A 25,136-nucleotide genomic window follows, 5' to 3' on the forward strand; every position below is an offset into this window, starting at 1 on the left:
TCGATTATGCCTATTCCTCAAAACTATCGAAAGCAAGAAAGAGTATCTGCTAAATCCCTCGTTTTAAATCAACTACAAGATTGGATTATTGAAGGTGTTTTACAACCTGATGAAAAGATTAATGATGGAGAGCTAGCTGAAGCTTTAGGTGTGAGCAGAACACCGGTTAGAGAAGCACTGCAAGTGTTAGAACTTTCAGGACTGGTCGAGATGGTTCCAGGACAAAAAACAAAAATCGCTCCTATAAAATTAGAAGATGTATCTGTCATTTATGAAACGATCGCTGGTCTTCATACCATTATTGGAAAACAAGCAATTCATCAAATAAACGACACCGACCTGATAAGACTTTCTGAAATAAACGAGGCATTTCAAAATGCCATAGATGAAAAAAATTCAAAACAAGCATTAAACTTAGATATACAATTTCATAATACAATCGTATCAATCGCTAAAAATACATATATCGAGCCTTTCTTAGCAAACATACAACTTCATGTGTTACGTCTTGAATACCTTTTTTTCCAAAACTTCATTCCTGCACGTAAATCGATTGAAGAGCACAATTTAATAATTGAGGCATTAAAAAACCAGGATGCAGCACAAATAGAACAAATCATGTCTCAAAACTGGTTACGACCAATGAAAGAAATCCAAAAAATAATCTCTATGAAATAATGAAAAGAGCCGTTTACGTGTTCTCTCAACGCAAACGGCTCTTCCTTTACAATTCTATATAACTATGCGCGAATCTCGGCATATTTCTCAATGTCCCTATACTCTTTTTCTAGTTCCTCTAAAGAGAGCTCGTATAATTGTCGATTGAGAATTTTAAACACACCCGCCCCAATTAACTGATCAATTAACTGCCTCTTACGATTTTCAACAGCAAAACGGAGTTGACTGCTCATCTTTTAAAAACTCCTTTCTACAATCATTGAAAATGATAATCTATATCAATTACCACTTTGATTATAAAAGATGATATTTTAGAAGTAAAGTAATATCATGAAATATTCACCTTACAAACTGTTTGTGGCCACATTATATATATGTATGTTTCCTAAGATGGTTTATGACACTTTTTATCATCTTTTTTCTTTCATACTTTGCAAAGTGGTTCTTTATGTTTTTTCTCCAATTTTAAAAGCAAACAAACTTAAAACAAGAGATACCGCGTGTCACTTAGCATATGCCCAGCATCTGATAAAAGTGCTAAACTATTCGTTACAAATCCGCCAATGACTTCAGCAATCATTAATGCTTTTTTATTTTGTGAATGACCATGATGATGTGAATGTCCCATGTGAATTTCCTAAAAAAATAATTCCTGCATTCTATTATGTGACAGACCTTACCAATTTATCCAAGTCTATTCACTTATATCCCTAGCCACGATCCACCCCTTACTTATACCCCTTTCGTTATTCCTACTACCATTTCCTTTTTTCTCAACAAAAAATAAGACTACTTCTTTTTCTTTCTCATATTGTTTAATACTGTTAAGAAATGAAAAGGAGGATATAAAATTGAAGCGATTATTCCTTTGTATGGAACGTGAACTTCTTGTCGTAGAAGAAAGAAATGAAGAATTTCAAGTTCAATATCACTTACAAAATATGCAACCTACTTGTATTGCGGTTGACCCATTTCAACCAAATCGTATATATTGCGGAACATTTGGTCGGGGATTATGGTTAAGCGATGATCGAGGTGATTCTTGGAGACCAATTGGAGATTCTTACTACTATTTTGACTTTCCTAAAGAAGATGGCATTTTACATTCTGCTATTACTTCTATCGCTATCAATCCCTTAAAACAAGTTAATGGCTATGGGATTGTTTATGTAGGAACAGAACCTAGCGCTTTGTTCTATTCCGAAAACGGTGGTGAAACATGGAAAGAGTGTAAAAGTATGAAATTATTACTTTCTTCATATACATGGGCATTTCCACCACGTCCATTTACACATCATATTCGTTGGATTACAGTTGATCCAAATAAGCAAGATACGATCCATGTATCAATTGAAGCCGGAGCTGTTATTCAAAGTAAAGATAATGGACAAAATTGGGAGGATAAAAAATTCGGCGCTCCTATCGATGCTCACCAACTACTTATGCACCCTCAGGCTCCTAATCGCCTGTATGCATCATGTGGCGACGGATTTATAGGCGGACCTGACCGTGCATATCTTGAAAGTTATAATAGCGGGCACAGTTGGACTTCTTGTAGCGAAGGTTTAGAACATCACTATTTATATAGTATGGCTATCGATCCTGGTGATTGTGATACGATACTTGTCTCTGCTGCACCAAGTGCTGACCTAGCTCACCATCGTATACCTTATGAATCTTATATTTATCGAAAAACAAAAAACACTCCTTTCCAAAAAGTGCAGCACGGGCTACCGTCAGCAATCGGAACTGTCATCTCTATGCTTGCAACAAATCCTGCCGAACCTCATACATTTTATACTTTAAATAATAATGGTGTATTTCAATCTTTAGATAGCGGGCAAACTTGGGAGCAATTAAGCATTCCTTGGAAAGAAGAATATAAAACACAGCATCCACATGCTTTATTAGTTACAACTTCTTAATAAAAGAAAAAGGACTGCTTATTTATCAATACAGTCCTTTCCTTTTTTATTTCTTTAAATCAATTACGATATCATCTAAAACAATATCTTTACTTTTCGCTTCTTTTTTAGGCACTTCAATTTTCTTTTCTTTTCCGTCTCTCATTTCTACCCCGCCATGATTTTCGGGGGTATGAATTCGTAAGTTAACACGAGGAGTGATAATAAGTTTCGTTGCATTTTCATTGAGCTTTTGAAATGTATCACTCCAATGAATATTATAGGAATCCTTACCTGATCCACCATTTCCTTCTCCAGAATAATGATTACCTAAATCATCTTTAACTTCCAACTCAACATCTACAGCATCCCATTCCTTCCTTGTATTTTTAGAAACTTCTTGATTGTAATAAAGAATAAACGATATCGGTGACACTGCCACCTTTTCCATATTTACTTTTACGCCTTCTTTTTCGGAACTTTCACTAATTGTTTTTTCTTTACTATCCATTGCCTTTACAGTAAGAGCAAAATTCCAATTCCCTTTTATTTCTTTCTTTTTATCCGGTGTTTCTATTTTGTCTATATTCCATCTAAGGTTTATTTTGTCTTTTTTATTACTGTTATGATGTGTCGTTGTCGCCATACCTACATACTTTTTATCTGCAACTTTAGAAATTTTAGAACTTCCTGTTCCTCCATCAGACCCAATTATATCTAACCCACCTAATATAATTGGGTCATCTCCTAAATCTTGCTCACTTTCCACTGAATATGTTATTGATACAGTTCGTCCATCAGAAATCACATCATTGATTGTTATTTTAATCCCATTACTTTCTCTCACCATATTTAACTCAGTAGAAAATTCTTTATAATTTTCATAAAATCCCGTTCTACCATTATCTAAAAATCGAAAAATATTCCCTACAATCGGAAGCCCTCCTGCATAAGTAGGAAATCCAATTCCAAGTGTTACAACTGACAAACCTACTAAAATAGATGCAACAGCGACACCCTTTTTCCAGTTCTTCGTTTTTTTCTTTTTATGTATAGCCTGTTTTAAGTTACGTTTCACTTTTTCCTTTTCAAATTCATAAGCCTTCATTTCCTCTAATTCTTTTTCATCTATATCAATGTCATTTAACAGCTCGTAGATGTCTTTCATATTACACTACCTCCTAAACTAAGATTCGTAGCATTTTTTTGTAATTTCTTTTTCCCTCGATAAATCCGATTATCTATCACCGCTCGCGTTAAACCGAGCTTTTCTCCTATTTCTTCTGTCTTTAACCCTAGAAGAAATTTCATGATAAAAATCTTTTGGTCCACAGGCTCTAATTCATGAATTAGCTTCATAAGTTCATTTCTATCTTCCATTACAATTAATTCATCTTCTGCCGATTTTCCTGTATTTACATCAAAATCATCTGAAGTAGCCTTAACTCTCTTACTAACTTTTCTGTAATAATCAATTGCCTTAAATTTAGCAATCGCTGCAATCCACTTCTTAAAATCTTCCGGCTCTCCATGAAACTTGTTTGCATTATTCCAAACTGAAAGAAAAATATCATTGATACATTCGTCTATAAGTCCATCATTTTTAAGCGGAATAAGGACCTTATGTACTATTGCTTTTATTAATGGCAAATAAGTATCTACAATAAACTCTAACGCATCTTCTTTTTGTCGCTGCAGCCTTTTTATAAAATTTTTCTCATTTGATTTCATTTCGTAATTCCCCTTATTTTTTTGTAAAAGCTTCTACACTTTATATAACGTACAGGAAAATTTTTTCTCTCATATTTATAATCATTTTTTCATTTTCACAGAGTAAATGTGTTTCCACATATACAATAAACCTTCGATACACTAGAAATATACTGAAGGTTTGTTTGCATTGGATTATTTAAATTTTACTTTTATTCAAGAAAAAGAAAATGAGCTTAGAATGGATTTATCCTAAGCTCACTTTATGAAAAATATTAATTCGCACATTCTCTATTTTCTGTATCAATTGACCACCCAATGATAGTCGCACAATCTCTTCCCTTCCATTCAAGCACATTCGCTAATGCAGGTTCAATCTGAAGAGAATCTCCTTTATGCAGTACTTCAAGTAAGGAATGGTCATCATCAAACGTTTGCTTATCACACTCTAACACACCGTCTGTCGCCAAAACAATATGATTCATTCCCTTCTCTAATCCACGAACCCCAGAAGTGAAGCAGGGCGAATTAGCAGCAAAAACATTTTTCCTTCCAATATATTCATAAAATTTACGCTTATTTAATCTCCCTTTTCCATTCTGTAATTGTTCCGAATGAAATAAATAAGCAAAGCACTCTCCTACTGATAACCAATATAAAAATTCACCTTTTCGTAAACAAATTAAGCACGCGAGTTCTTCATTCTCTTGTTCACATTTCTCAATAAATAACTCATCTGTAAATAACGCTAATAAATACATATGTGTATGATGAAACGCAAGATGAACTGGATATGAGAATAATTCTTGTAACTTCTCTTTTCTTTCAGAAATTGCTTCTATTATATAATGTATATTTTTCGTTTTATGATGAGCATCAAAGATCATAACAAATTCAAATTCTAATTGCGGATCCCACCAAGCTAGTACTGCATCTCCTCTTTCATACGCATCACTCTCTTGATTCCCCCCATATACACCAACTGAAAGAGGACCACATTTTTCAACATGTATTTGGTCTAAATACATCTTTTCATGACTAATCCATTTAAATGTATTCACTTCTATCATCCTCTCTCTTGCTATTTGTATGCCTTTACACTAAGAGTACCGTATATTTCAAGAAAAATAAACTTTTCCAATAATTTTTATGCAAATAAAGGAATTTACTTCTTGCAAAACGAATATATCGTATTATAAGATATAAATAAAAAACGGAGGAATATTATCATTATGAGGAACATCAATCAAAATTGGGAAACCATTTATTATCATTTACGGTATGAATATGAAGATAATCTCTCTCACCAAGCTATCCGGATTCTGCAAATCATTTCCCGAGAAACGGAAACTACAATTGGTAAGGTCGCATCTGAATTAGGCTTATCTCATAATACAGCATCAGAGCATGTGAAACGCCTTATTCAAAAAGGATTCGTGATAAAGGAGCGAAATAAACAAGATGAACGAGTCGTTAATCTAACATTGACTACAGAAGGTAAGGAAGCATTAACGAAACATACATTATTAGATGAAGAAAAATTAAAAATGTTAGAATCTCAATTTTCAAAAGAAGAACAGCAATTAATCGAAAAGGCTTTTTCATTACTAGCAAAGGAGTCAAAATATGCATTTCCTCGTTAAAGTAATCGTTTCCGCCCTCATCATCGGTGGTGTAACTGAGTTTGCCAAACATTATAGTACAATTGGTGGTTTTATTGCTGCCCTTCCACTTATCAGTTTGCTTAGCTTGTTTTGGCTTTCATTTGAAGGTGGGAGCAAACAAGATTTAAGTCAATTTGCTTTAGGAGTATTATACGGATTTCCTGCATCAGCACTTCTATTATTTGTTGTTTATATTGGATTAAAAAATTCTTTTTCACTCAGTACCTCTGTACTATTCGGTGTAGGCATTTGGTGTATCGCATTTGCTTGTCAAAGAATATTTCAATCCTAGAGGAGGATTACTATGAATCATTTTGTAGAAGTACTTAGAAAGAAGATGGAAGTTTGTATAAAAGGAACTGGTTCTCAAATAGTAGTTATTCAAACTGGAATGGGCTGTTCTTTTTATGATTGGATGCCAATTGCAGAGAAGCTTGCTCTCAATTATAAAGTTATTCTCTTTCATCGCCCCGGTTATGGGAAAAGCGAACTTGGTAACGAACCACGTACGACACTACAAGCAACAAAAGAATTACGCGAATTATTACATGTGCTTACTATTCGGCAACCCATTATTTTAGTTGGTCATTCTTATGGAGGACTATGTGCGCAGCAGTTTGCTATGTTGTATCCGGAACAATTAAAAGCTGTTGTGCTTGTTGATTCCACTTCTATGAACTTACATCGATTAGATGAGCTTGATTTACCTATCTCTGATCAAACCGACTCAGATGATATATGGCTACAAAAATATAGGAGTTACTCCAATATGAATTCAGAATCACTTCGGGCAGTACTACAATCTACATTGTTAAATCAATACAGTCTCTTGTCATCATATAAACAAAAACAATATGCAGAATTTCTTACATCCCCTTTCTTATATAAGGCTACTACTTCTGAGCTTTCAGAATGGAAATCTTGTGCACAAAGAATAAAACAACTTGGAGTAACATTAATAACACCATTGATCGTCATGGGAAGAGATCCAAATCATTCTATCGAGCAAATGATTCAAGGGGGAATGCCTGATGAAGAAGCTATAAAACTTGAAAAAACATGGCAAGAGCTCATTCAAGAACAACGTATGCTCTCTCAAAATAGCCGGTATATCCTCGCACAAAATGCTAGCCATGGAATCGAAAGTGACCGTCCTGATATCATAATTCAGGCAATCCATTCCTTCGAAGTAAGTGACGTACATGACCCTGAAAACAATGAGCATTCTAAAATTAAATAAACATGCAAAAAAGAAAGCAGCCTTCACTGCTTTCTTGCCTTTTCATCTATTCATAATCTTCCTCGTCTTCATTACCATCATAATACGAGTTTCCATTATTCACATATATAGGTCCATTTGCAACATCAACACGAAGTACCCATGCCCAAGGTACAGCTAAGCGTTTATGTAATGCCCGCCAAAACCCTATTGACTTTCTTTCATACTCCTGGAACTCCTGAAGTATATCCTTGTAGGAGGAACCGTCTAACTGAATATTTGCTTCTAGTAAACGAGAATAGGCATAGTGCTGTAATTCGAGTTCGGCAGCAACTTCCATCTCTTCTGGTGTTGCCATACCAATAATTGTTCCATCAGGTGGCACAATTTCATATACGTTATGAACTTCAATGAGTCCTTCTGGATGATCTACTAACCCCTTCTCTTTCTCAAACATGTAAACAGCCTCCTTTATCACGCATTTTTTTATGTTACAAAAGCATACTTCTCTAACAAACCCGTTCTTTCCTGCTTTCTCGATAAAATTTTACAAATTATTCACATGATGACCTGTTTCTATATTTTAGTGCGCTCTTCTACTCTTGCAGTAGCAAGTAAACTCTCTTCATTAAAAGTCAATTTATATACATCTGGCATGTCGAGTGTTTTCCAAAAATGATAGTCATATGTAGAATCAAAATAATTCATTATTAACACCATAATATTTCCATGGGTACCAACTACAATATTTTTCCCTTTATATTGTTTTAATATATTTTGAATACATTTGACACCACGTTTTTGTGCTATATCATTTGATTCCCCGCCTTCAAACGAGAAGGCGGGATTCTCCCATACTTTCATAATTGCTTCCTCAAAATCTTCTACCTGTTCTTTACTTAATAGCCTCTCACGTAAATCTTCTTCAATTTTCATAGATAATTGAAATTGATTTGCAACTCCTTGGACAGTTTGAATCGCTCGTTTGTATGGACTAGAAATTACAACATCAATTTTCTCTTCTTTTAATAACTCTGCCACACTTTGCGCATCATTCCGTCCTTTTTCGGATAATGGGCGTTCTCTTTCCTCCGGTGTATAGACAGAATGAGCATGACGAACAAAATAGATTTGAGTCATAAAATCCCTCCTTTTTACTTTCTCTTCTATCCAAATTGATTCTATTAGATATTGACCAATTCCTTTCAATATTTTTTGCTGTATAACAAACAAAAGGCACTTCATGAAAAAAGCACCTTTTGTTTACATAATAAAATTATATTGTTATAACTTTTCTCTAAATTCCTCACTCGTTACTACAGATCGAATAAAATAATCTAAGTTATTCTTAAGTTTTTGTGATTCCATAGAATCTAAATCATTAGACATAAAGACTATTTCAACCTTGTTTCCTTCTTTATCTGTACCATAAAAACTATTTGTCAATACAAATGGAGTTGAACCTCCTTTTTTACCAGCATGTTCATATATGCTATCTCCAACAGTCCCATTAAAAATCTTCTCAATCTCATCTTGCATTGGCTTTGGAAAAGCAGTTCTATTATTGATTTTCCCTATTAGACTCATATAGTCTTTTGCAGTTGCCCTTACTAGCCTATCAGACCAAATACGTTGAAATTCCATGTCAACTTTTAATGGTATATTGTGTTTTTTCCATTCCGCTTCATCTTTCATCCATTCATGTATTTTCAAAGCATGCTTTCTATATTCATCCATAGACATTTTACGTAACACTTCTAATGATTGATCTTTAGGTACATTCAGTTCTTTTTCTACATATCCTCTCATATATAAGGAGGATGTATATGGATAGAATGCATCATGGCTATTTAGCTCTAATTCTTTTAAGCTATTATTTATTCTTTCGAGTCCTAATTTTTCTAATAAATAGGTTGTATTTGCATTAGAACTAAAGTGAATCATACCTCGGGCTACTTCTTCTAAAGAAAGCTTTTCATTTTTTATTGCATTTCTTATTTTTGCATCCTCTAACCATGCAGGATGTGCTCCAGCATCTGTGTCTGGTACGTAGTATTTTTCTAAATCTTGTAATGGAATTTGCTCCTGTGGATTTATCTTTTCTTCTGAAACTTGTTTTGCAAATTCCACTGCTACTACTATTTTTGCCATACTTGCTACTGGTAGTTTTTTATTCTCATTCACAGTAGCTAAAATTTCACCATTTCTTCTAATCATTAATGAACATGTTTGCTCATTCTTATGCTCTTTTATGTAATCCAGCACATAGTTTGGATCTTCTTTTGAATAGTAATATTCCATAATCGCTAAAATCGCTATGATGATTGCTATAATAATAAAAATACTCCATCCTATAACCTTTAACACCTTCACTATATTACTCCCCCTAACAAAATACCATTTATCAATATATCTATTATATCAAATATATAAAGGGAGGTTATGTAAAAAAATACAGTATTTTGCTAGAAACGCACAAATGAAATAGCCCTCACTCGAGAACAAGGGCTACTCTACCTCACACGAAGTTACCTCTCCATTTAGTACAACCACTATATCGGACCGTTGTTCATCCATAGAACGCTTTAAATTAGGTGGCCCAATCACAACAGATCCTTTAATAGGTGCAAGATCCTTAGCTAAATGTTCAGCATTAACACCGTAAGCGACTTGGAATACTTCTGGTGGGGTCATTCTAAGTACATCTGAACCCTCAGCTGTTTCAAATTGATCATTATTGAAGAAGAGATGTAAATGGGCTTCTTCTGATACAGCCGTAATCCAGTGCCACCAACCCATTGGAATAAATACCGTTTGTCCAGCTTTTGCTCGATAATTTTGCAGTTGATTTGTTTCTGGATTTAAAATAGAAGTAATTGCTTCTCCAGAAACGATGACATCTAATTCCCAAGCGTTTGGATGCCAATGTGGTTCCCTCATATGACCTTTCGTCATAAAAAGATCGACAAACGCTCCTCCAATCATTGCTGGTAATTGTGTTGAAGTCACTTCATAAGCAATATTTTTATCATCTCGTTTAAAAAATACATTTTCTCGTGAGTCAAAGAAAAGATTTGGTGTCCCAGAACTTTTCTTTAAGTTTTTATTATCTGGAACATATCCTGAATTAGCCATTCGATCCCTCTTTTCTATTCCCAACATTTCATACTTAACATTGTATCGTATGGAAGAAATGGAACGAATGTGCCTATCTACTATCGTTTTTACATAACAAAAAAACATGCTCCACAATGCTAGCATGTTTTGTGATATCCTTCACATTATTTAACTGAAAAATAAACCTCTTTACTTACCATGATGTAACATTAAATCGCTAAGTTCTTCTTCAATATGATTTAACTTTGCAATCCCTTCTTTCCATTTGTGGATATAACGTGAAACTCCAAAAACAAATAAAGCAATAATAGTAGAAAGAATAATACCATATACGATAGCTACAGTACTCATAAATTACACTTCCTTGTAATAGGTTATACATTTATTATATTCCTTTTTTTGATGAAATAGTGGAAATTCAAGTTATTGTAACAAAATTGATTTTTCTAATTATACGAAAAATTACCCTAATAGGAGAAACCCTAAAAACATTAAGATTCCTCCTATATTTAAATATTATTCCACACCAACAGAAACCGTTTCTGGCAACGTACTTCCACCATCAATTACAATGTGTGTCCCTGTTATGTAACTTGATTCATCTGATGCAAGGAAACCAGCTAATTGACCAACCTCTTCAATCTTCCCTAAACGACCTAACGGAACGCCTGAAGCGATTCCATCAATAATACTATTCGGTTCATTTGGATCGGACTCATTTGCAATTTGCTCTGCCATTGGCGTCATAATATAGCCTGGACAAATCGCATTTACAGTAATATAATGCTTGGCTACTTCACGTGCTAACGCTTTTGTAAATCCCCAAATAGCGGCCTTTGTTGTCGCATAAGCTGTTTCTCCTTCATCTGCAACTAGCGTTCCTGTTACAGATGACATGTTCACGATTTTTCCATAGTTTTTCTCAATCATATATGGCAAGACTGCTTTAGAGAAGTTCCACACACCGTTAATATTTACTTGAAATTGAAAATCACGCATTTCATCTGACATCTCTAAAAAGTTAGCAAGACGAATAACTCCTGCGTTATTCACTAATATATCAATCTTCCCATATTTTTCGTATGCATCTTTTGCTATTTCTTTTACAGCTGCAAAGTCAGTTACATCTACTTCGTAACTAGCTGCTTCTAACCCCTTACTAACAATTTCTTTTGCTGTTTCATGAACCTTGTCTGAAATATCAACAAGTAATACTTTCGCTCCTAATTCAGCAAATACATGGGCAATTCCAGCACCATTCCCCATTGCAGCACCAGTGACAAAAGCAACTTTTCCATCTAATTTTCCCATTTCATAGCCCCCTTATGATTTGTAGAAAACCCTTTCAACATTTCCATCATACCAAATATTTCCTATCTTTTAAAAAATTTTTCAATTTGTTAAAAAACGTTCAAAAAGAAGAAGCTGTCTTAACAAACGACAGCCTCATACATACCTTTTCAAATACTATTCTATTAGTTTTTCTTCGATTCTATTTTTTCTTTTGCATTTTCAGCTTTATCCAATACTTCTCCAGCTTTCTTCTGCTTTTCTTTTACTTCATCAATACTATCTACCGCTTTAATTACTTTATCAATTCCTTCTTCGTCCACTTTTTTCTGCTTTGCAATTCTTTCCTTTTCTTTTTCTTCCATGTCTTTTGCCTTTTGAAGCATATTTTCTGCGTTTGACTTTACAGATTTCTCAAGGGATGCATCCTTTTTCTTTTGTAATACTTGGTTCGCGTCATCCTTTGCTTCTAAATATTTACCATCTTTTAACGCCGTTGCACCATGATCCATCAGGCTAGCAACTTCTTTATAGGCTTTTGCTTCGTTCGTAGATTTTTCTTTTTCTGCTTTTTCAAACCACATAATTGCGTCACTATATTTCTCATCTTTTAATGCCTGCATACCTGTATCAACTTGGATATCGTAATTACTGCTACATCCAGCCATTGCAAACAATGCACATAGCATAACCAATATTTTGTACTTCATGTTGTACTTCTCCCTCTCTCAGTATTCCACATGGACTTCTTCATTTAATGTATCATAACTAAAAAACACTTTCAAAAAAGAAGAGACTTCATTTTCCTTAATAATGAAGTCTTTTTATAAACATACATTCTACACCTACGCTGATACATCCACTTGTTTTTTCACATCCATTTGTTTCATCCCTAATAATACTACCATCCATACTCCAATAGCCGAAATAACCATTACCATACTAGTTGGCATTATATCTAATAAAAATCCATACAAAATAATTCCAAGAGGCGTAATTGCCGTAGAAATTGTTTCAATTAATCCAAAAACCCGTCCTAAATATTGTGAATCAGTTGTTTTCTGAACATATACTTGAAGGGGAACATTGATGGAAATGCTCGTCATTCCAAAAATAAGCATAAAAATTATATAGTAAATAAAACTTACCGTCCCTGGAATTGTAACTAATAACGGAAATGCAGTACACAAATACAAACCCGCTAAGACAAATAAACTAATGCGAACCGTGCGAAATAAATTATTCATTTCCTTACGAACAGATAAAACAATTGATGCAACCAGCATTCCTACCGCCAACATTCCTTCCACAACACCTAGTTGCTGAGACGATAAACGTAAGTTTTGAATGATAATATACGGAAGTGCAACAAACAGTGCACTGCCAAAGAAATTAATCCAAATAAACACTTTTAACATCGTATACATATCATCACGTCTTTTTACATATAAGAATCCTTCTTTAATACTGGATAAAAAATGAGCTTTCTTCAGTTCTGCTTGTACTTTATACAGATCAAATGCAATAAAGAACTGTACAATTACCGCTAAAAAAAATGTAATACCATTTAACAGAAAAAAGAATTTCATTGAAAACAAACCAAACACCATTCCACCAATAACTGGTGCTAAAATAGTCGAAAGTGCTGTCGCTGTTTGGTTTAAAGAACTCGCTTGTTGAATACGTGCACTGTCAACTAAAGTTGGAATAGAAGCCGTAAAAGAAACAGAATAGAAACTTGCACATATCGATAACAGTGCTGCAGATACATAGATGAATAGAAGTGAAATGTCAAATAAAGTAGAAAGTGCAAACATCGTGAACATGATAAGACTACTTAATAAATCTGCAACAATAACAACCCACCGTCTGTTTATTCGGTCTGCCACAGCCCCAGCAATTGGTCCACATACCATTCTTGGAATAGAACCGCAAATAAGCGTAATTGCAAAACCTACGCCTGATCCCGTCGTTTTTAAAACATATAACCCCATTGCAAACGTATAAATCCCTGCACCTAATAAAGAAGTCATTTTTCCAATCATCATCAAAATGATATTTCTCGTTGCAATTTTGATTCTTGGATCATTTTGACTTATACTTACATCCCCCATTACGTCACTCTCCCCTTAAAAGTTAAATTGTGTTAAACTTATTATATAATCATTTTTCAGATTTCGACAACAAAAAGTTTAATTGTATTTAACTTTTTTGTGATAAAGGAGCAACAATATGGCTACTCTTGGTGAAAAAATTAAAGCATTACGAAAAGAAAAGCGTCTTACTCAGACACAATTAGCTGGCTCAGAGCTAACGAAAAGTATGCTGAGTCAAATTGAAAATGGGAAAGCAGCACCTTCTATGAAGACATTACAATATCTTGCTAGTCAGCTTGAATGTGAAGCAAGTTTTTTACTAGAGGAGGACAATGAAGAAGTAACAAAGCTGATTCCAAAAATGGAACAAGCTATAAAAAATAATCAATTTGAAGAAGCTTATCGTACACTGCTACCTATTGTTCAAAAAGAACTACCACCTACTTTAAGTACAGCTCGTTTATATAAACAATTTATAAGCGTTGCATTTAATATGAAAGATTACAGCATACATTCCTATATTGAAAAAGCCGTAGAAATTTTTCAAAAGTATACTTTATATCGTGAAAGTACACAAACTAGTTTAAAGCTATGTTATGTATTATTTGTCCATAAAAAATATAAAGAATGCCTAGAACTTCTTACCTCTATTCGAAAAGAGTATGAAGCAAAACAATTAGAAATGGATCTTATTATACAAATAGAATTATTCTTATGTGAGGCAATTGTTTTACTCGCATATGGTGATTATGAAGGGTGCGAAAAAATTATCTTACAAGCTCTTGACTTCTCAAAAGAAAATCAAGTGTATTATAAAACAGATGAATTTTATCGAATTCTCTCCTACCAAAATGTAATAGTAGCAGATGAAAATAAATATCTACACTATATAAAAAAATCCGAACAATTTGCCGTTTTCACAGAAAATATTTTATCTATTGCGATTATAGATATATTAAAAGCTTATTATTATAATACAATAACAAGTGAATATACATTAGCTCTCAAACATCTAGATTTATTTAGAAAAAAACTTCAAGATAAACCGCTCTTTCAAGAGGACGGGATTTATTACCTAGAAAAAGGAAAGGCTTTATACGGCCTTAAGCGATATGAAGCAGCATTAGAAACATTACAGCAAGCGACAATTCCAGATTATATGTTTCACCCACTAGACCAAGCATGGATTATAACTGGGGGGGCTTACCGTGCCCTTTGTTATATGGAACTCAAAAATAAGCAAAAGGCGCTTCAAGAAGCAACAGAAGCTTTTCATGCTATACAAGAATTCCCTGATTCGACATTTACTGTGTTTATTAAAGAAACATTACAAATAATACAAAAACTTTAAACCCATCTCAAAATGGTATATTATTCCTCCTTTTCAGCAAAAATAATAAAGATGGGAGGAATGTAAGAATGAATGTACAACGTGCAAAAGAGCTTTCCGAATCATCAGAACAAGCACATGTCAGTTTTCAAGGCATGCCCGTTATGATTCAACATGTTGATGAAAGCAATGAAACCGCCCGCATATATGATGCAACGAATCCAGATCGCGAATTAACAGTTCCAGTTAATAGCCTAGAAGAAATATAAGAAACCCCACTTCAGTTTTATTTGAAGTGGGGTTTTTCTTGTATGCCGTATGATTTGTCTTTCCAAATATTTTTATCATCACTGCACGAATAACGTAAATTTCTATTTTTTCAACAGTTATCCCAATATGGTACGGGATATTTCTCAAAACATTTTTATACTCAAAAGACATACTATTCAATCTTTATGATATGATACAATCCATAAGTATATTTGGAGGGATACGATGAGGGATACAACGCAAAGTAACGAACCTTATTATGCAGTTATATTCACTTCCAAGCTTTCACAAGACACGACTGATTATGACGATGTCGCTGAAGAAATGGAAAAACTCGCTAAAGGGCAATCTGGCTTTATAAACGTTGACAGCGTACGGGATGCATCTGGTCTCGGTATTACAATTTCATATTGGGATTCACTTGAAGCAATTAAACAATGGAGAGAAAATGCAGCACATACTATAGCAAGACAAAGAGGACGTGAACAATGGTATGAAAGCTTTCATATGAAAATATGTGTTGTAGAAAGAGAATATAATTTTCAGAGGAAAGGTTTATAATCAATGAAGAACAAAGTAGCTCTGATTGTTGTTCACGAAATATACGGCATAAATCAGCATATGCAGGATGTCATATCCAGGTTTTCTTCACCACAGATAGATATCTTCTGCCCAAGTCTTTTACAGCTAGATGCTCCCTTTCATTATAATGATGCAAAAAAAGCTTACTTGCATTTTATGCAAAACGTTGGATTCCAACATGGAAAAGAAAAAATTGAAGAAATGATTCAAACACTAGCAAAAGACTACCCATACATAGGACTCATAGGCTTTAGTATTGGGGCAACCATCTCTTGGCTATGCAGTAACAATCCAAAAGTTACTTTTATTATTGGTTGCTATGGCTCTCGCATACGAGACTACTCTTATATTATTCCTACATGCCCTACTCTTGTAATTTTTCCAGAAACAGAATTGAACTGTTCCATTTCTTCTCTTATCGCGACATTACAAAGACAAAACAACCCATTTCTACATATACAACAGTTCCCAGGAAATCATGGATTTCTGGATCCTTATACTACAAACTATAACGAACAATCTACAAAACAAGCATATGAAATGATTGATTCATTTCTTCTAAAAACTACAATGAAACAAATGTATTAAAGGAGTTTTGCTATGTCATTTACATTACTTTTACTTGCTTTCGTTATTCTAATCATTCTCATAACGCTAGCTTTTATTTTTACAACTCTTAAAAATCGTAAATATTTAAACCGTCCTTATCGACATTCCTTTATCGTTATGACCTTATTTCTTGGACATTGGATTTTAGTTTTGACTAGTTTTTATACGTGAGCGTAAAAGACAGGCTAAATTATATACATAGTACATCATTCGTAACAGATACAGGTGAAAATGTTGTGGATATTGTTTTTCTTTGCGAATATGAATCGGGGGAAGCATTTTCTAAAAGTCCCGATGAGGTTGAAGAGGTATTATGGTTAACTACTGAAGAAATATTAAACCACCCCAATTCGTCAATTTATTTAAAAGAAAGCATTAATCATGCGGAAGCGTTGATTCGTATTCATTCTTCATAACGCTTTAAATTTATAATTTTAGATTTTTAAACGACTTTATTGTTATATTTTTTAGTGTAGTGAAGTATCTTACATCAAGATTAAACAACTATATTTTAACCCCGTCCTAAATTTAGAACGGGGTTATGCTTGTTTGAGCTTTTAAAATTTCCGTAGTCTTTTAAGAATAAGTAGCTTACTAGAAATCAAAACAAATTCAATGAATAAAGAAAAAGGGTTCTGGTGCAAAAATGTTAGTTAGAAACATAGAATAGCAATTTCCTCTACATTTCTAGCTTATGAAGCTAAACCAAACAATTTATGAATAAATTGTTTGGAATTGCTGCTTAAGACTAGATTCCACTAGGAAACTTTTCGCCTCTTTATATCTTTCCTAAGTATTTGCACTAGAATAGTTTTTCCATAATTCGATTTATTGCAAGCGTTTTCATTTATAGGAATTTTTATAATCTACATTTTTCACAAAACATTTCTTAGCATATTTAACTTTAAACATTGGTAACAAATCCCTTATTGTTTATAGTTTTTAACTATGATTTTTTCTTATTTTTAATATATAGATTCCTAAAATAACAAATCCTAGTCCTACAAACGGGTCAGTTGGAAACTTCGTTCCTGTTGATGGCAGGTGATGCTTTTCCTTACTTGCAGGATCATTTTCTATTGTCTGCTCTTTACTTTGTATATCATAAGATTGTTTAGCATTTCCATATGTAGCATTCACTTTTTTAATTTCCAGGCCACTTGTTATTTTTTGATTCTTTATTTCTATTTCTGCTATCTCGCCAGTTTTTACTTCCATTTTTTTTATTGTAGGATCAAGTACATAACCCTCTGGAGCCTGAATTTCTTTTACAACATACGTACCAATAGGAAGTTTATTTAATGTAGCAATCCCATTCTCAGTTGTAGTGATTTCTTGTCTAAAATCGCCATTTTCACTTACAACCTCAAACACAGCCCCTTTTAAAGCTTCTCTATTTTCTCCTACCTTCATAATTTTTAACGACCCTAAAAATTCCCATCTTACTACTATATCTGTACTGCTTTTTTCACTCATTCTTGGTAATAAAGCAGTTGCATTTTGAATCCTTTGTTGGCCATCAAAGGTAATTGCTTGTAAACTCTGCAATTTTGCATTTACTCTTATCTTGAAATTTCCACTTGTTGCGTTTTTGGGAATCATAACTTTAAATTTTTCCTCTACAGAGAATTCATTCTTTTTTTCACCTTGTTCATTTATAATTTTAACTCCTTCTGGTGCGCCCTCCATTTGAACTGAGTATACTCCAGATACTGCATTTGATTGAACTCTATATAAATTTGTTTCAAAATATTCCCCATTTTGCTCTACAGTTTGTTTTCCAGTAGGTATTACGTTCAAATATGTTTCCTGAACTTCAGTACCTTTATAAGCTTTTTCTACCAAATGTTTTACAAGATTATATACCTGTTGGTTTTCTGGCTTTGAATCGGCAATTTCAATTTTTTTAGATGCAATCCAGATAGCTAGTTGAGTTGCATAGTAGGCTTCCTCTTTTGTAGAAACTCCTAATTCAGCCGGCGTTTTTTGAGGGTATCCATAAAGTAAGACACGATATACCAAATCATTCTCCTTTCCAATTTCAGGAAGATCATCTCCATTAGGTGAATTCAGATCAGGTGATAAACAATATGCAACATCTTTTGATGACGTTCTTAGTAAGTCTGCCTTTATCTTTACTTTAGTACCTTTGAATTTAATATAATTCCAGTTCATTTGAAACTTTTCTTGATGTATTATCTCGGCTGCTGCTTGTGGAATAGAAACCCCTAGCAATATAATGATTAAACTTATAATTCCAAACCATTTTGTTAACATCCTGCGTTTCATTTCATTCCCACCATTCATTAAATTTTCAGGAAAAACTTTACATGCTGATTGTATTTGCTGTAAAAGAATATTGGTTTGATTATTCAGAAATTTATAGGTATAAATAATGATTGTGTTATAATTTCATATTTCCTTATAATCTTTATCGTTTAACTATATTTATAATATTTGTTAAACACACTACTTACTTAACTAAATGTACGGGCGTAAATATTATTCTATACTATTAAAAACTAATTCAAAAAATCAATTTTCAGAATTTAAATCTATGTATTTAAAAATAAATATACTTAACAGTCCACCTATTAAATGAATGTTTTTTCTATTCAATTTACCTTCACAAAACACCTATCTGTATTTTGAAAAATTTAGCTATATTTTTCATTTATTACATTTAGAGAATACATGGCTTGCAATTCTTTTTTTATGTTATGATATTTTGTTTATTGATTCTTGTACAAGAATCAATAAACAAAATATCATAATTTTAATCCTTTATCATTCTTTTAGCTGTTTATATACATTCACGGATAGATTGAAAATCATATATACGCATGTGCGTTGTAACTTAGAAGGTTAATACACGGGACAATCAAACTGTTTCAACAGAAACATAAGGGACACTATTTGATGACTGGTTTGACAATTTCATTATATAACAAATATTAACAATTAAAGATTTAAATTTTGAGAATTATGTGAATTAAGAAAATAAAACCATTCATCGTATTTTTTATTCTTAAAAAATCCCAATGTTTCATTTTGGGTTCTGTTGCAAAGTTTTCTAAACTACGCTAAACTCTGAAAAAAACCAAGGAGAATGACAGATGAGATATTTTAAAGGGAAACAATTCAAAAAAGATATTATTTTGGTAGCCGTTGGCTATTACTGTCGTTTTTCTCATTCCTTAGGCTTTCAAAGTCTTCGACATGCCTCTCGTACTATAAAAGGTATAGAAACTGTTCATGCAATATACAAACAAAAACGAAGTCTTCAACCAGACTCCGTTTTTTCGACGTATAACGAATTACATAAATTGTTGACGGTTGCATAAAATCTAACCGCAATATTCCAGATGCTTTATGTTTCAGCTAACTTTGCAACAGAACCGTTCAATTTAAGTTTATAATACGTTGATTGGAGCTTCCGCGAAATGGAAGTGTCAAATCTCTTTTTTCGAGTTCAAATCTTCCATCAACTAAAACATCCCCATAATGTAACAACTCTATCATATCGTTGTTTTGTGAATTCTGGATCTCTTCTAACGTATAACCAGTATAAATCCATAGATTCTTGTTCAAAGCTTTTACGGCTTTTGCTACTTCTTTCACTTCGGCAGCTTGAAAAAATGGATCTCCACCTGAAAATGTTACATCATTCAACGAATTTGTAGCAATCTCTTTTACAATTTCTTCTGCGCTCATCTCGGTACCGTTACAAAGGTTCCAAGATTTTGGATTATGACAACCTAAACAATGATGCGGACAGCCCGCAAAAAACACAACTGTCCGAAGCCCTTCTCCATCTACAACACTATCATGAATAATATTCATTACTCTCATTTATGTTTCACTCGATCCGCTTCTTCACTACGTTTTGCACTGTTCCATTTCGACATGTCACCGACAAGGTATCCAGTAATACGGCGGATTCTTTCAATATGATGTTCATCTTCATTCCCGCAGCTTGGGCATTCATTCTCAATCACTCCATTATAGCCACAGCATTTACAGCGATCTACCGGGTGATTAATAGAGCCGTATCCAACTCCATATTGTGCCATTGCCTGTACAATTTGCTGTAATGCTTTTTGATTATGAACAGCGGCTCCGTCCAATTCAATATACGTAATATGACCGCCGTTACAAAGTGCATGAAACGGTCCTTCTAAACGAACTTTATCAAGTGCTTGAATAGGGTAATAAACCGGGATGTGGAATGAATTTGTGTAATAGTTATGATTTGTTACACCACTAATTGTTCCAAATTCAGCGCAATCTTTTTTTATAAACTTTCCTGATAATCCTTCTGCAGGGGTTGCGACTAATGAAAAATTCAACTGATATTCTTCCGTTGCTTGATCCATTTTTCTTCTCATAAAGGCAACAATTTCATTCCCAAGATTCCATGAATTTTTATCTTCTCCATGATGTTTTCCTGTTAAAGCAACTAAGCATTCAGCAAGTCCAATAAAACCAATACTTAACGTACCTTGTTTCAAAATTTCAGCAACAGAATCTTCTGGTTGAAGTTTTTCACCGCCGCGCCATACTCCTTGAGAATAGAAAAACTGAAAACCCCTTGCCTTTTTTGTAGATTGGTAAGCAAATCTTTCTAATAGCTGGCGAATGCCGAGATCTACATAATGATTCAATGATTCAAAAAATGATTCTTTTGAGCCACTTATTAATGCTAGTTTTACTAAGTTAATAGACGTAAACGATATATTCCCTCTTCCAATGGCTGTTTCTTCTCCATGAATATTAGCCATAACACGGGTACGACAGCCCATATAGCATACTTCACTTTCAGGGCGACCATCATAATGCATCGCATTAAATGGTGCATCTAAAAATGAAAAATTAGGGAACAATCGTTTTGCTGTCGTTTCTAATGCTAATTCAAACAAATCATAATTTGGATCGCTTTCTTCAAAATTGACACCTTTTTTTAATTTAAAGATTTGAATTGGAAAGATTGGTGTTTCTCCTTTTCCTAACCCAGCTTGAGTTGCTCGTAATAATTGTCTAATTAGCAATCTTCCTTCTTTTGATGTATCCGTTCCGTAGTTAATCGAAATAAATGGTACTTGTCCGCCACCGCGGCTATGCATGCTATTTGAATTATGAATAAAAGCTTCACACGCCTGATGCGTATCATTTTCTGTTTCTTTCCATGCAAACTCTTCTACCTGTTTTGCTGTTAATGGATATGCTGCCAAACGTTTTTTGTTTCTTTCAAACGTTTTTTTCACATACGGTGCTAAATCTATATCAAACATTGCAAAGGATTGCCCACCGTGCTGCATATTTTGATTTGCCTGAAAAATAATAGAAGAAAGAGCCAAGGCACTTTTAATATCTTGTGGTTGTCGCATATGTCCATGACCTGTATGAAACCCTTTTTCTAGTATTTGTGCTAATGGAATTTGTGAACACGTTGTTGTACCTGTTGCATAAAAATCTAAATCGTGCGGATATAAAATATTTTGATCAATTGCCTTTTTTACCTGTTCAGAAAGTAAGTGTTCCATCGCATAATATTTTGCACTCTCAGATGCAAATGTTCCCATCATTCCCATTGGAGATCGGCCATCAACATTTGCATTTTCTTGCATTAAGTCTTGATCGTTATCCCGTACAATAGTGTTAAATGTTGTCCATAAATTATCCCATGACTGTTTTGTTATTCTACTTGATGGATTCATTCGATCCGCTCCTAATCTATATATTGAGTTTGTTACGATGAAATGATACTACATATAGATTGTTTTCGCAAGGATATCAAAAAAGTATACTATCTATAAAAATATAAAATTAATATATGTGGTAATTGAAAATGATTTTTGAGGAATAGCTTTAGAGTTTAATAAATTTATCCTGCTATTCACGGGCAGTAATATCCCCACCTCAAACCTCGGTGAAAGCAAAGAAGCTAGGTTTGAGGTGGGGGAAGAAAAAAACTCAATGATAAAAGTGTCACTTTATAAAATAAAAGGTATAAAATCATAATGCAGTGATTTTACTCACATTATCCTTCCTCAATATAGTTTATCTTGGTTCTGGTGCAAAAACTCTAGGAAAATTGCAATGAATCTATAAATCTTGGACATACTGATACTACTAATCTAAAGGAGGTGTGTAATTGATATGGAAAAGGAAAATATATTCAAATGGAAGCATTATCAGCCTGATATTATTTTGTTAACGGTAAGATAGTACCTACGGTACAACCTCAGTTTTCGTGATTTGGTGGAAATGATGGAGGAACGGGGTTTATCCATTTCTCATACAACGATTATGCGTTGGGTTCATCAGTATGGTCCTGAATTGGACAAACGGATCCGACGTTATTTCAAACAAACAAATGACTCTTGGAGAGTCGATGAAACATATATTAAAGTAGAAGGTCAATGGATGTATCTGTATCGTGCTGTTGATTCGAAAGGAAATACAATCAATTTTTGCCTAAGCAAAACAAGAGATCAGAAGGCTGCAAAGCGCTTTTTCAAGAAAGCGTTGCGGTCTTTTCATGTTTCAAAGCCTCGTGTTATAACAGTCGGTAAGAATCCAGCTTATCCTATAGCAATTGAACAGTTGAAAAAAGAAAAAAGCATACCTAACGGTATGCGGATTAGACAACAAAAGTACTTGAATAACATAGTAGAACAAGATCATCGCTTTATAAAGAAGCGAATCCGCTCTATGCTAGGATTCAAGTCTTTTGGCACAGCAACATTCATTCTTGCAGGAGTAGAAGCCATGCATATGATTAAAAAAGAACAGATTGATTCACGGAATCAATCTGTCCAAAACCAGAAAGAATTTATCCATCTTTTGTTTGAGCTTACAGCATAAAATACAATTTCACTAGAAATATATGCGTTATATTCTCTTTTACTTTATCTTTGCAACAGAACCAACATAGCCATCTCTGCATTTTTTGCGAGATGAGAACTTCCAACCTTGCATTTATAGGAATCTGATATCTATTCCTTAAATTCAGCTTGAATTTCTGAATTTATTGGGCTTTGTACGTTTTTGTTATCAGGAGTTGGTTTCCACCAATTACCGGTTAAGAATAACATAGTTAATAGATTATAACTATCACTAAAATAGCTTTCTTTTTTATTCTTCATCCAATCCCAGCCGCTATTTACCCAACCTTGGTTATTACTGTTAGTTGTACCAGCAGCGATAAATGGTGAAACAAACACAGCTGTTGGATAGTCACCAATATTTGTTCCATTTAGTTGATAACCGTCTACGATTTTAGCTGGGTTACCCTTTGTTTTATTTTCAATCCACGTAGCGACCTTATCAGAAATCACCTTACTTCTTTTTTCTCCATACATTGCATAGTCCATAGCGATTCGGAGTGGTACACGACTAGCATTATAGTAATATGCATCGGTATGTTCTGATTCATCTAGAAAGTTTTTAGGAGCAGGTTGTGGTGGATTTTTTACAACAAAATCAGAAATTAATCCTGTAGTTGGCGAGTATTTATCTGTAAACTGTGTATAAACATTGTAGAGATTGTCAATAACGTTAAGCCAAGTTTTATCCCCCGTAAATTCGTAGAAAGCTCTAAGGTGAGACATCATCCAATCTGATGGTCTAGTATCAAATGAATTTTTCGAGTCCCAATCTCCTAAATTCAAGCGATTATTTTTTGTTACATTACTGGCCTTAATTCCTTTTGTGATCATGTCTTGAGCCTCTTTTAGATAATTAATTGAACCACTTGATCCCCATTGCTTATGTGCAAGAAGAAGTGAATACGCAATGTCTAAATCACCATCTGTCGCAGAATCAAAATGTCCTTGGGCTTTCTTACTGTCTGCTACAACCCATCCCATTAAATTAGGATTTTGAGAGCTTTTAAAAGCCCTAGCTGTTTTAAATAAACCATTATAAATAGTCTGTGCATCTGGATCATAACCTGCCATTAAAACTGTTATGACCATACCATATCCTTGTCCTTCAGATGTGCCCAGCGGTTTAAAACCTCCTGCATCTCCTGTAATTTCTCCTTTTACATAATAACCACCTGGCAATGAAGAAAGATCATTTTTCAGGTACTTCTTTTTCCAGTGATTATAATAATTTTTAACTGAGGCGTTTAAATTTTCTTGTGAAACATGATTTGGCTTAATCGTACCAGGGTAGTTTACTTGTTGAGGAAATGGTTTCTTAACTTTCTCCATAGCTGATACTTCAGAAATATTTACTGTACTTTCAGTAGTTATTGCTGAATTGTTTTCTATAACCATTGCTGCGGAAGCACAATTAGAGTAACTTGCTAAACCTATCCCACATGCACATATAACGGTGAAAATCTTTTTTTGTCTCATTTTTCGTCTCCTTTAAAAATAGTTTTTTTTAAAACAGAAACAATTTTAAATATACTTATATACACAACTTTACTATTTTTCCAGAATAATCTAAATTACTTTTGGTATTTTTCAATAATTGTCTGATTTTAATCTTTTTACTATCTTTATAGGAGTAATCGAGTTAACCAGGCATAAATGGGGGGTCTGGTACAAAAACTTCCAGACACTTGTAATGAATCTCTAAATCTTGGACATACTGATCCTATTACTCTAGAAAGGGGTACTGACGCATCGCCATCAAGCTAAGGTTTTGAAGTAC

The 25,136-nt window shown here is 33.7% G+C and carries 27 protein-coding genes and 4 pseudogenes; 14 read left to right on the plus strand and 17 right to left on the minus strand.

What is annotated here, in order from left to right; translation table 11 throughout:
* Window positions 1-6 precede the first annotated feature (6 nt).
* Window positions 7-678: a GntR family transcriptional regulator gene (locus MHH45_RS07655; RefSeq protein ID WP_016114294.1), complete on the plus strand. Its 672-nt coding sequence runs from the start codon at window positions 7-9 to the stop codon at window positions 676-678.
* A 62-nt stretch (window positions 679-740) separates the two neighbouring features.
* Here MHH45_RS07655 and fbpA read toward each other — a convergent pair whose 3' ends face one another.
* On the minus strand, window positions 741-911 hold the full coding sequence (gene fbpA, locus MHH45_RS07660) for a Fur-regulated basic protein FbpA (RefSeq protein ID WP_016114293.1): 171 nt from the start codon (window positions 909-911) through the stop codon (window positions 741-743).
* Window positions 912-1,127: 216 nt separating this feature from the next.
* Window positions 1,128-1,306 (minus strand): annotated as a pseudogene (locus tag MHH45_RS07665) (cation transporter); the annotation flags it as partial.
* A gap of 223 nt (window positions 1,307-1,529) precedes the next feature.
* On the opposite strand from MHH45_RS07665, the gene MHH45_RS07670 reads away from it, so the two are divergent.
* A complete protein-coding gene (locus tag MHH45_RS07670; RefSeq protein ID WP_016114291.1) occupies window positions 1,530-2,603 on the plus strand; it encodes a WD40/YVTN/BNR-like repeat-containing protein in 1,074 nt (357 codons plus the stop codon).
* A gap of 46 nt (window positions 2,604-2,649) precedes the next feature.
* Here the strand turns inward: MHH45_RS07670 and MHH45_RS07675 are convergent, their stop codons facing one another.
* From MHH45_RS07675 to MHH45_RS07685, 3 genes are all read right to left on the minus strand, one after another.
* Window positions 2,650-3,750, minus strand: coding sequence for a DUF4179 domain-containing protein (locus tag MHH45_RS07675; RefSeq protein WP_088093784.1), 1,101 nt, complete (start codon window positions 3,748-3,750; stop codon window positions 2,650-2,652).
* Entirely contained in the window at window positions 3,747-4,313 is a 567-nt protein-coding gene (locus MHH45_RS07680; RefSeq protein ID WP_016114289.1) for a sigma-70 family RNA polymerase sigma factor, read from the minus strand. Before MHH45_RS07680 ends, MHH45_RS07675 begins: the two co-directional genes overlap by 4 nt.
* Window positions 4,314-4,567: 254 nt before the next feature.
* A complete protein-coding gene (locus tag MHH45_RS07685; RefSeq protein ID WP_033671830.1) occupies window positions 4,568-5,362 on the minus strand; it encodes a protein phosphatase 2C domain-containing protein in 795 nt (264 codons plus the stop codon).
* A 162-nt stretch (window positions 5,363-5,524) separates the two neighbouring features.
* Here MHH45_RS07685 and MHH45_RS07690 point away from each other — a divergent pair, with 162 nt between their 5' ends.
* From MHH45_RS07690 to MHH45_RS07700, 3 genes are read left to right on the plus strand one after another with little or no spacing between them, the layout of a single operon-like run.
* The gene (locus MHH45_RS07690) at window positions 5,525-5,935 is read left to right on the plus strand and encodes a MarR family winged helix-turn-helix transcriptional regulator (protein WP_016114287.1); all 411 of its coding nucleotides are present in this window, start codon (window positions 5,525-5,527) and stop codon (window positions 5,933-5,935) included.
* The gene (locus MHH45_RS07695) at window positions 5,919-6,248 is read left to right on the plus strand and encodes a DUF3147 family protein (RefSeq protein ID WP_016114286.1); all 330 of its coding nucleotides are present in this window, start codon (window positions 5,919-5,921) and stop codon (window positions 6,246-6,248) included. Before MHH45_RS07690 ends, MHH45_RS07695 begins: the two co-directional genes overlap by 17 nt.
* A 12-nt stretch (window positions 6,249-6,260) precedes the next feature.
* On the plus strand, window positions 6,261-7,196 hold the full coding sequence (locus MHH45_RS07700) for an alpha/beta hydrolase (RefSeq protein WP_077295086.1): 936 nt from the start codon (window positions 6,261-6,263) through the stop codon (window positions 7,194-7,196).
* Between the two features lie 46 nt (window positions 7,197-7,242).
* On the opposite strand, the gene MHH45_RS07705 is transcribed toward MHH45_RS07700, so the two are convergent.
* From MHH45_RS07705 to MHH45_RS07740, 8 genes are all read right to left on the minus strand, one after another.
* On the minus strand, window positions 7,243-7,632 hold the full coding sequence (locus tag MHH45_RS07705) for a hypothetical protein (protein WP_016114284.1): 390 nt from the start codon (window positions 7,630-7,632) through the stop codon (window positions 7,243-7,245).
* 119 nt (window positions 7,633-7,751) lie between these two features.
* A complete protein-coding gene (locus MHH45_RS07710) occupies window positions 7,752-8,315 on the minus strand; it encodes a histidine phosphatase family protein (protein WP_016131308.1) in 564 nt (187 codons plus the stop codon).
* A gap of 144 nt (window positions 8,316-8,459) precedes the next feature.
* Window positions 8,460-9,548 carry a serine hydrolase gene (locus tag MHH45_RS07715; protein WP_016131307.1) on the minus strand — a complete coding sequence of 363 codons (1,089 nt, stop codon included), beginning with the start codon at window positions 9,546-9,548 and terminating at the stop codon, window positions 8,460-8,462.
* A 135-nt stretch (window positions 9,549-9,683) separates the two neighbouring features.
* Entirely contained in the window at window positions 9,684-10,310 is a 627-nt protein-coding gene (locus tag MHH45_RS07720; RefSeq protein ID WP_033671093.1) for a cupin domain-containing protein, read from the minus strand.
* Window positions 10,311-10,481: 171 nt separating this feature from the next.
* Window positions 10,482-10,643, minus strand: coding sequence for a hypothetical protein (locus MHH45_RS07725; RefSeq protein WP_016132696.1), 162 nt, complete (start codon window positions 10,641-10,643; stop codon window positions 10,482-10,484).
* A 165-nt stretch (window positions 10,644-10,808) separates the two neighbouring features.
* Window positions 10,809-11,603 carry an SDR family oxidoreductase UcpA gene (gene ucpA / locus MHH45_RS07730; RefSeq protein ID WP_088093785.1) on the minus strand — a complete coding sequence of 265 codons (795 nt, stop codon included), beginning with the start codon at window positions 11,601-11,603 and terminating at the stop codon, window positions 10,809-10,811.
* A gap of 164 nt (window positions 11,604-11,767) precedes the next feature.
* On the minus strand, window positions 11,768-12,292 hold the full coding sequence (locus MHH45_RS07735; protein WP_016114279.1) for a DUF4398 domain-containing protein: 525 nt from the start codon (window positions 12,290-12,292) through the stop codon (window positions 11,768-11,770).
* Window positions 12,293-12,427: 135 nt separating this feature from the next.
* Window positions 12,428-13,696 carry an MFS transporter gene (locus MHH45_RS07740; protein ID WP_016114278.1) on the minus strand — a complete coding sequence of 423 codons (1,269 nt, stop codon included), beginning with the start codon at window positions 13,694-13,696 and terminating at the stop codon, window positions 12,428-12,430.
* A gap of 118 nt (window positions 13,697-13,814) precedes the next feature.
* Between MHH45_RS07740 and MHH45_RS07745 the strand changes: the two genes are divergently transcribed.
* The 6 genes from MHH45_RS07745 to MHH45_RS07770 all read left to right on the plus strand — a co-directional run bounded on the left by MHH45_RS07745 (window position 13,815) and on the right by MHH45_RS07770 (window position 16,885).
* The gene (locus MHH45_RS07745) at window positions 13,815-15,029 is read left to right on the plus strand and encodes a helix-turn-helix domain-containing protein (protein WP_088093786.1); all 1,215 of its coding nucleotides are present in this window, start codon (window positions 13,815-13,817) and stop codon (window positions 15,027-15,029) included.
* A 68-nt stretch (window positions 15,030-15,097) separates the two neighbouring features.
* A complete protein-coding gene (locus tag MHH45_RS07750) occupies window positions 15,098-15,277 on the plus strand; it encodes an H-type small acid-soluble spore protein (RefSeq protein ID WP_006094378.1) in 180 nt (59 codons plus the stop codon).
* A gap of 226 nt (window positions 15,278-15,503) precedes the next feature.
* A complete protein-coding gene (locus MHH45_RS07755) occupies window positions 15,504-15,839 on the plus strand; it encodes an antibiotic biosynthesis monooxygenase family protein (protein ID WP_088093787.1) in 336 nt (111 codons plus the stop codon).
* Window positions 15,840-15,842: 3 nt separating this feature from the next.
* Entirely contained in the window at window positions 15,843-16,448 is a 606-nt protein-coding gene (locus MHH45_RS07760) for a dienelactone hydrolase family protein (protein ID WP_016132692.1), read from the plus strand.
* Between the two features lie 12 nt (window positions 16,449-16,460).
* Window positions 16,461-16,640, plus strand: coding sequence for a hypothetical protein (locus MHH45_RS07765; protein WP_016114273.1), 180 nt, complete (start codon window positions 16,461-16,463; stop codon window positions 16,638-16,640).
* Between the two features lie 65 nt (window positions 16,641-16,705).
* Window positions 16,706-16,885, plus strand: coding sequence for a DNA mismatch repair protein MutT (locus MHH45_RS07770; protein ID WP_229161556.1), 180 nt, complete (start codon window positions 16,706-16,708; stop codon window positions 16,883-16,885).
* A 526-nt stretch (window positions 16,886-17,411) separates the two neighbouring features.
* Here MHH45_RS07770 and MHH45_RS07775 read toward each other — a convergent pair.
* On the minus strand, window positions 17,412-18,758 hold the full coding sequence (locus tag MHH45_RS07775) for a SpaA isopeptide-forming pilin-related protein (protein WP_016114271.1): 1,347 nt from the start codon (window positions 18,756-18,758) through the stop codon (window positions 17,412-17,414).
* 827 nt (window positions 18,759-19,585) lie between these two features.
* On the opposite strand from MHH45_RS07775, the pseudogene MHH45_RS28035 reads away from it, so the two are divergent.
* Both MHH45_RS28035 and MHH45_RS07780 read left to right on the plus strand, forming a co-directional pair.
* Window positions 19,586-19,666: pseudogene (locus tag MHH45_RS28035) on the plus strand (IS6 family transposase); the annotation flags it as partial.
* A pseudogene (locus MHH45_RS07780) lies at window positions 19,652-19,813 on the plus strand (IS6 family transposase); the annotation flags it as partial. The pseudogenes MHH45_RS28035 and MHH45_RS07780, both read left to right, overlap by 15 nt.
* A gap of 58 nt (window positions 19,814-19,871) precedes the next feature.
* Here MHH45_RS07780 and nrdG read toward each other — a convergent pair.
* Complete coding sequence (nrdG, locus tag MHH45_RS07785; RefSeq protein WP_016114269.1) at window positions 19,872-20,321, minus strand: anaerobic ribonucleoside-triphosphate reductase activating protein; 450 nt, start codon at window positions 20,319-20,321, stop codon at window positions 19,872-19,874.
* Window positions 20,318-22,186 carry an anaerobic ribonucleoside triphosphate reductase gene (locus tag MHH45_RS07790; RefSeq protein ID WP_016114268.1) on the minus strand — a complete coding sequence of 623 codons (1,869 nt, stop codon included), beginning with the start codon at window positions 22,184-22,186 and terminating at the stop codon, window positions 20,318-20,320. Before MHH45_RS07790 ends, nrdG begins: the two co-directional genes overlap by 4 nt.
* 442 nt (window positions 22,187-22,628) lie before the next feature.
* Here MHH45_RS07790 and MHH45_RS07795 point away from each other — a divergent pair.
* Window positions 22,629-23,336, plus strand: a pseudogene (locus tag MHH45_RS07795) (IS6 family transposase).
* A gap of 131 nt (window positions 23,337-23,467) precedes the next feature.
* Here the strand turns inward: MHH45_RS07795 and MHH45_RS07800 are convergent.
* Window positions 23,468-24,835: a glycosyl hydrolase family 8 gene (locus MHH45_RS07800; RefSeq protein ID WP_016114266.1), complete on the minus strand. Its 1,368-nt coding sequence runs from the start codon at window positions 24,833-24,835 to the stop codon at window positions 23,468-23,470.
* Window positions 24,836-25,136 lie beyond the last annotated feature (301 nt).

The sequence above is a fragment of the Bacillus sp. FSL K6-0042 genome, assembly GCF_038006685.1.
Classification (GTDB): Bacteria; Bacillota; Bacilli; order Bacillales; family Bacillaceae_G; genus Bacillus_A; species Bacillus_A pseudomycoides.

What these genes read in the sequence shown, in the direction of transcription:
- MHH45_RS07655 (WP_016114294.1), top strand. Translation starts at nt 7, where the DNA reads ATGCCTATTCCTCAAAACTATCGAAAGCAAGAAAGAGTATCTGCTAAA.
- fbpA (WP_016114293.1), bottom strand. Translation starts at nt 911, where the DNA reads ATGAGCAGTCAACTCCGTTTTGCTGTTGAAAATCGTAAGAGGCAGTTA.
- MHH45_RS07675 (WP_088093784.1), bottom strand. Translation starts at nt 3,750, where the DNA reads ATGAAAGACATCTACGAGCTGTTAAATGACATTGATATAGATGAAAAA.
- MHH45_RS07680 (WP_016114289.1), bottom strand. Translation starts at nt 4,313, where the DNA reads ATGAAATCAAATGAGAAAAATTTTATAAAAAGGCTGCAGCGACAAAAA.
- MHH45_RS07685 (WP_033671830.1), bottom strand. Translation starts at nt 5,362, where the DNA reads ATGATAGAAGTGAATACATTTAAATGGATTAGTCATGAAAAGATGTAT.
- MHH45_RS07690 (WP_016114287.1), top strand. Translation starts at nt 5,525, where the DNA reads ATGAGGAACATCAATCAAAATTGGGAAACCATTTATTATCATTTACGG.
- MHH45_RS07695 (WP_016114286.1), top strand. Translation starts at nt 5,919, where the DNA reads ATGCATTTCCTCGTTAAAGTAATCGTTTCCGCCCTCATCATCGGTGGT.
- MHH45_RS07700 (WP_077295086.1), top strand. Translation starts at nt 6,261, where the DNA reads ATGAATCATTTTGTAGAAGTACTTAGAAAGAAGATGGAAGTTTGTATA.
- MHH45_RS07705 (WP_016114284.1), bottom strand. Translation starts at nt 7,632, where the DNA reads ATGTTTGAGAAAGAGAAGGGGTTAGTAGATCATCCAGAAGGACTCATT.
- MHH45_RS07710 (WP_016131308.1), bottom strand. Translation starts at nt 8,315, where the DNA reads ATGACTCAAATCTATTTTGTTCGTCATGCTCATTCTGTCTATACACCG.
- MHH45_RS07720 (WP_033671093.1), bottom strand. Translation starts at nt 10,310, where the DNA reads ATGGCTAATTCAGGATATGTTCCAGATAATAAAAACTTAAAGAAAAGT.
- MHH45_RS07725 (WP_016132696.1), bottom strand. Translation starts at nt 10,643, where the DNA reads ATGAGTACTGTAGCTATCGTATATGGTATTATTCTTTCTACTATTATT.
- ucpA (WP_088093785.1), bottom strand. Translation starts at nt 11,603, where the DNA reads ATGGGAAAATTAGATGGAAAAGTTGCTTTTGTCACTGGTGCTGCAATG.
- MHH45_RS07735 (WP_016114279.1), bottom strand. Translation starts at nt 12,292, where the DNA reads ATGAAGTACAAAATATTGGTTATGCTATGTGCATTGTTTGCAATGGCT.
- MHH45_RS07740 (WP_016114278.1), bottom strand. Translation starts at nt 13,696, where the DNA reads ATGGGGGATGTAAGTATAAGTCAAAATGATCCAAGAATCAAAATTGCA.
- MHH45_RS07745 (WP_088093786.1), top strand. Translation starts at nt 13,815, where the DNA reads ATGGCTACTCTTGGTGAAAAAATTAAAGCATTACGAAAAGAAAAGCGT.
- MHH45_RS07750 (WP_006094378.1), top strand. Translation starts at nt 15,098, where the DNA reads ATGAATGTACAACGTGCAAAAGAGCTTTCCGAATCATCAGAACAAGCA.
- MHH45_RS07755 (WP_088093787.1), top strand. Translation starts at nt 15,504, where the DNA reads ATGAGGGATACAACGCAAAGTAACGAACCTTATTATGCAGTTATATTC.
- MHH45_RS07760 (WP_016132692.1), top strand. Translation starts at nt 15,843, where the DNA reads ATGAAGAACAAAGTAGCTCTGATTGTTGTTCACGAAATATACGGCATA.
- MHH45_RS07765 (WP_016114273.1), top strand. Translation starts at nt 16,461, where the DNA reads ATGTCATTTACATTACTTTTACTTGCTTTCGTTATTCTAATCATTCTC.
- MHH45_RS07775 (WP_016114271.1), bottom strand. Translation starts at nt 18,758, where the DNA reads ATGAAACGCAGGATGTTAACAAAATGGTTTGGAATTATAAGTTTAATC.
- nrdG (WP_016114269.1), bottom strand. Translation starts at nt 20,321, where the DNA reads ATGAGAGTAATGAATATTATTCATGATAGTGTTGTAGATGGAGAAGGG.
- MHH45_RS07790 (WP_016114268.1), bottom strand. Translation starts at nt 22,186, where the DNA reads ATGAATCCATCAAGTAGAATAACAAAACAGTCATGGGATAATTTATGG.
- MHH45_RS07800 (WP_016114266.1), bottom strand. Translation starts at nt 24,835, where the DNA reads ATGAGACAAAAAAAGATTTTCACCGTTATATGTGCATGTGGGATAGGT.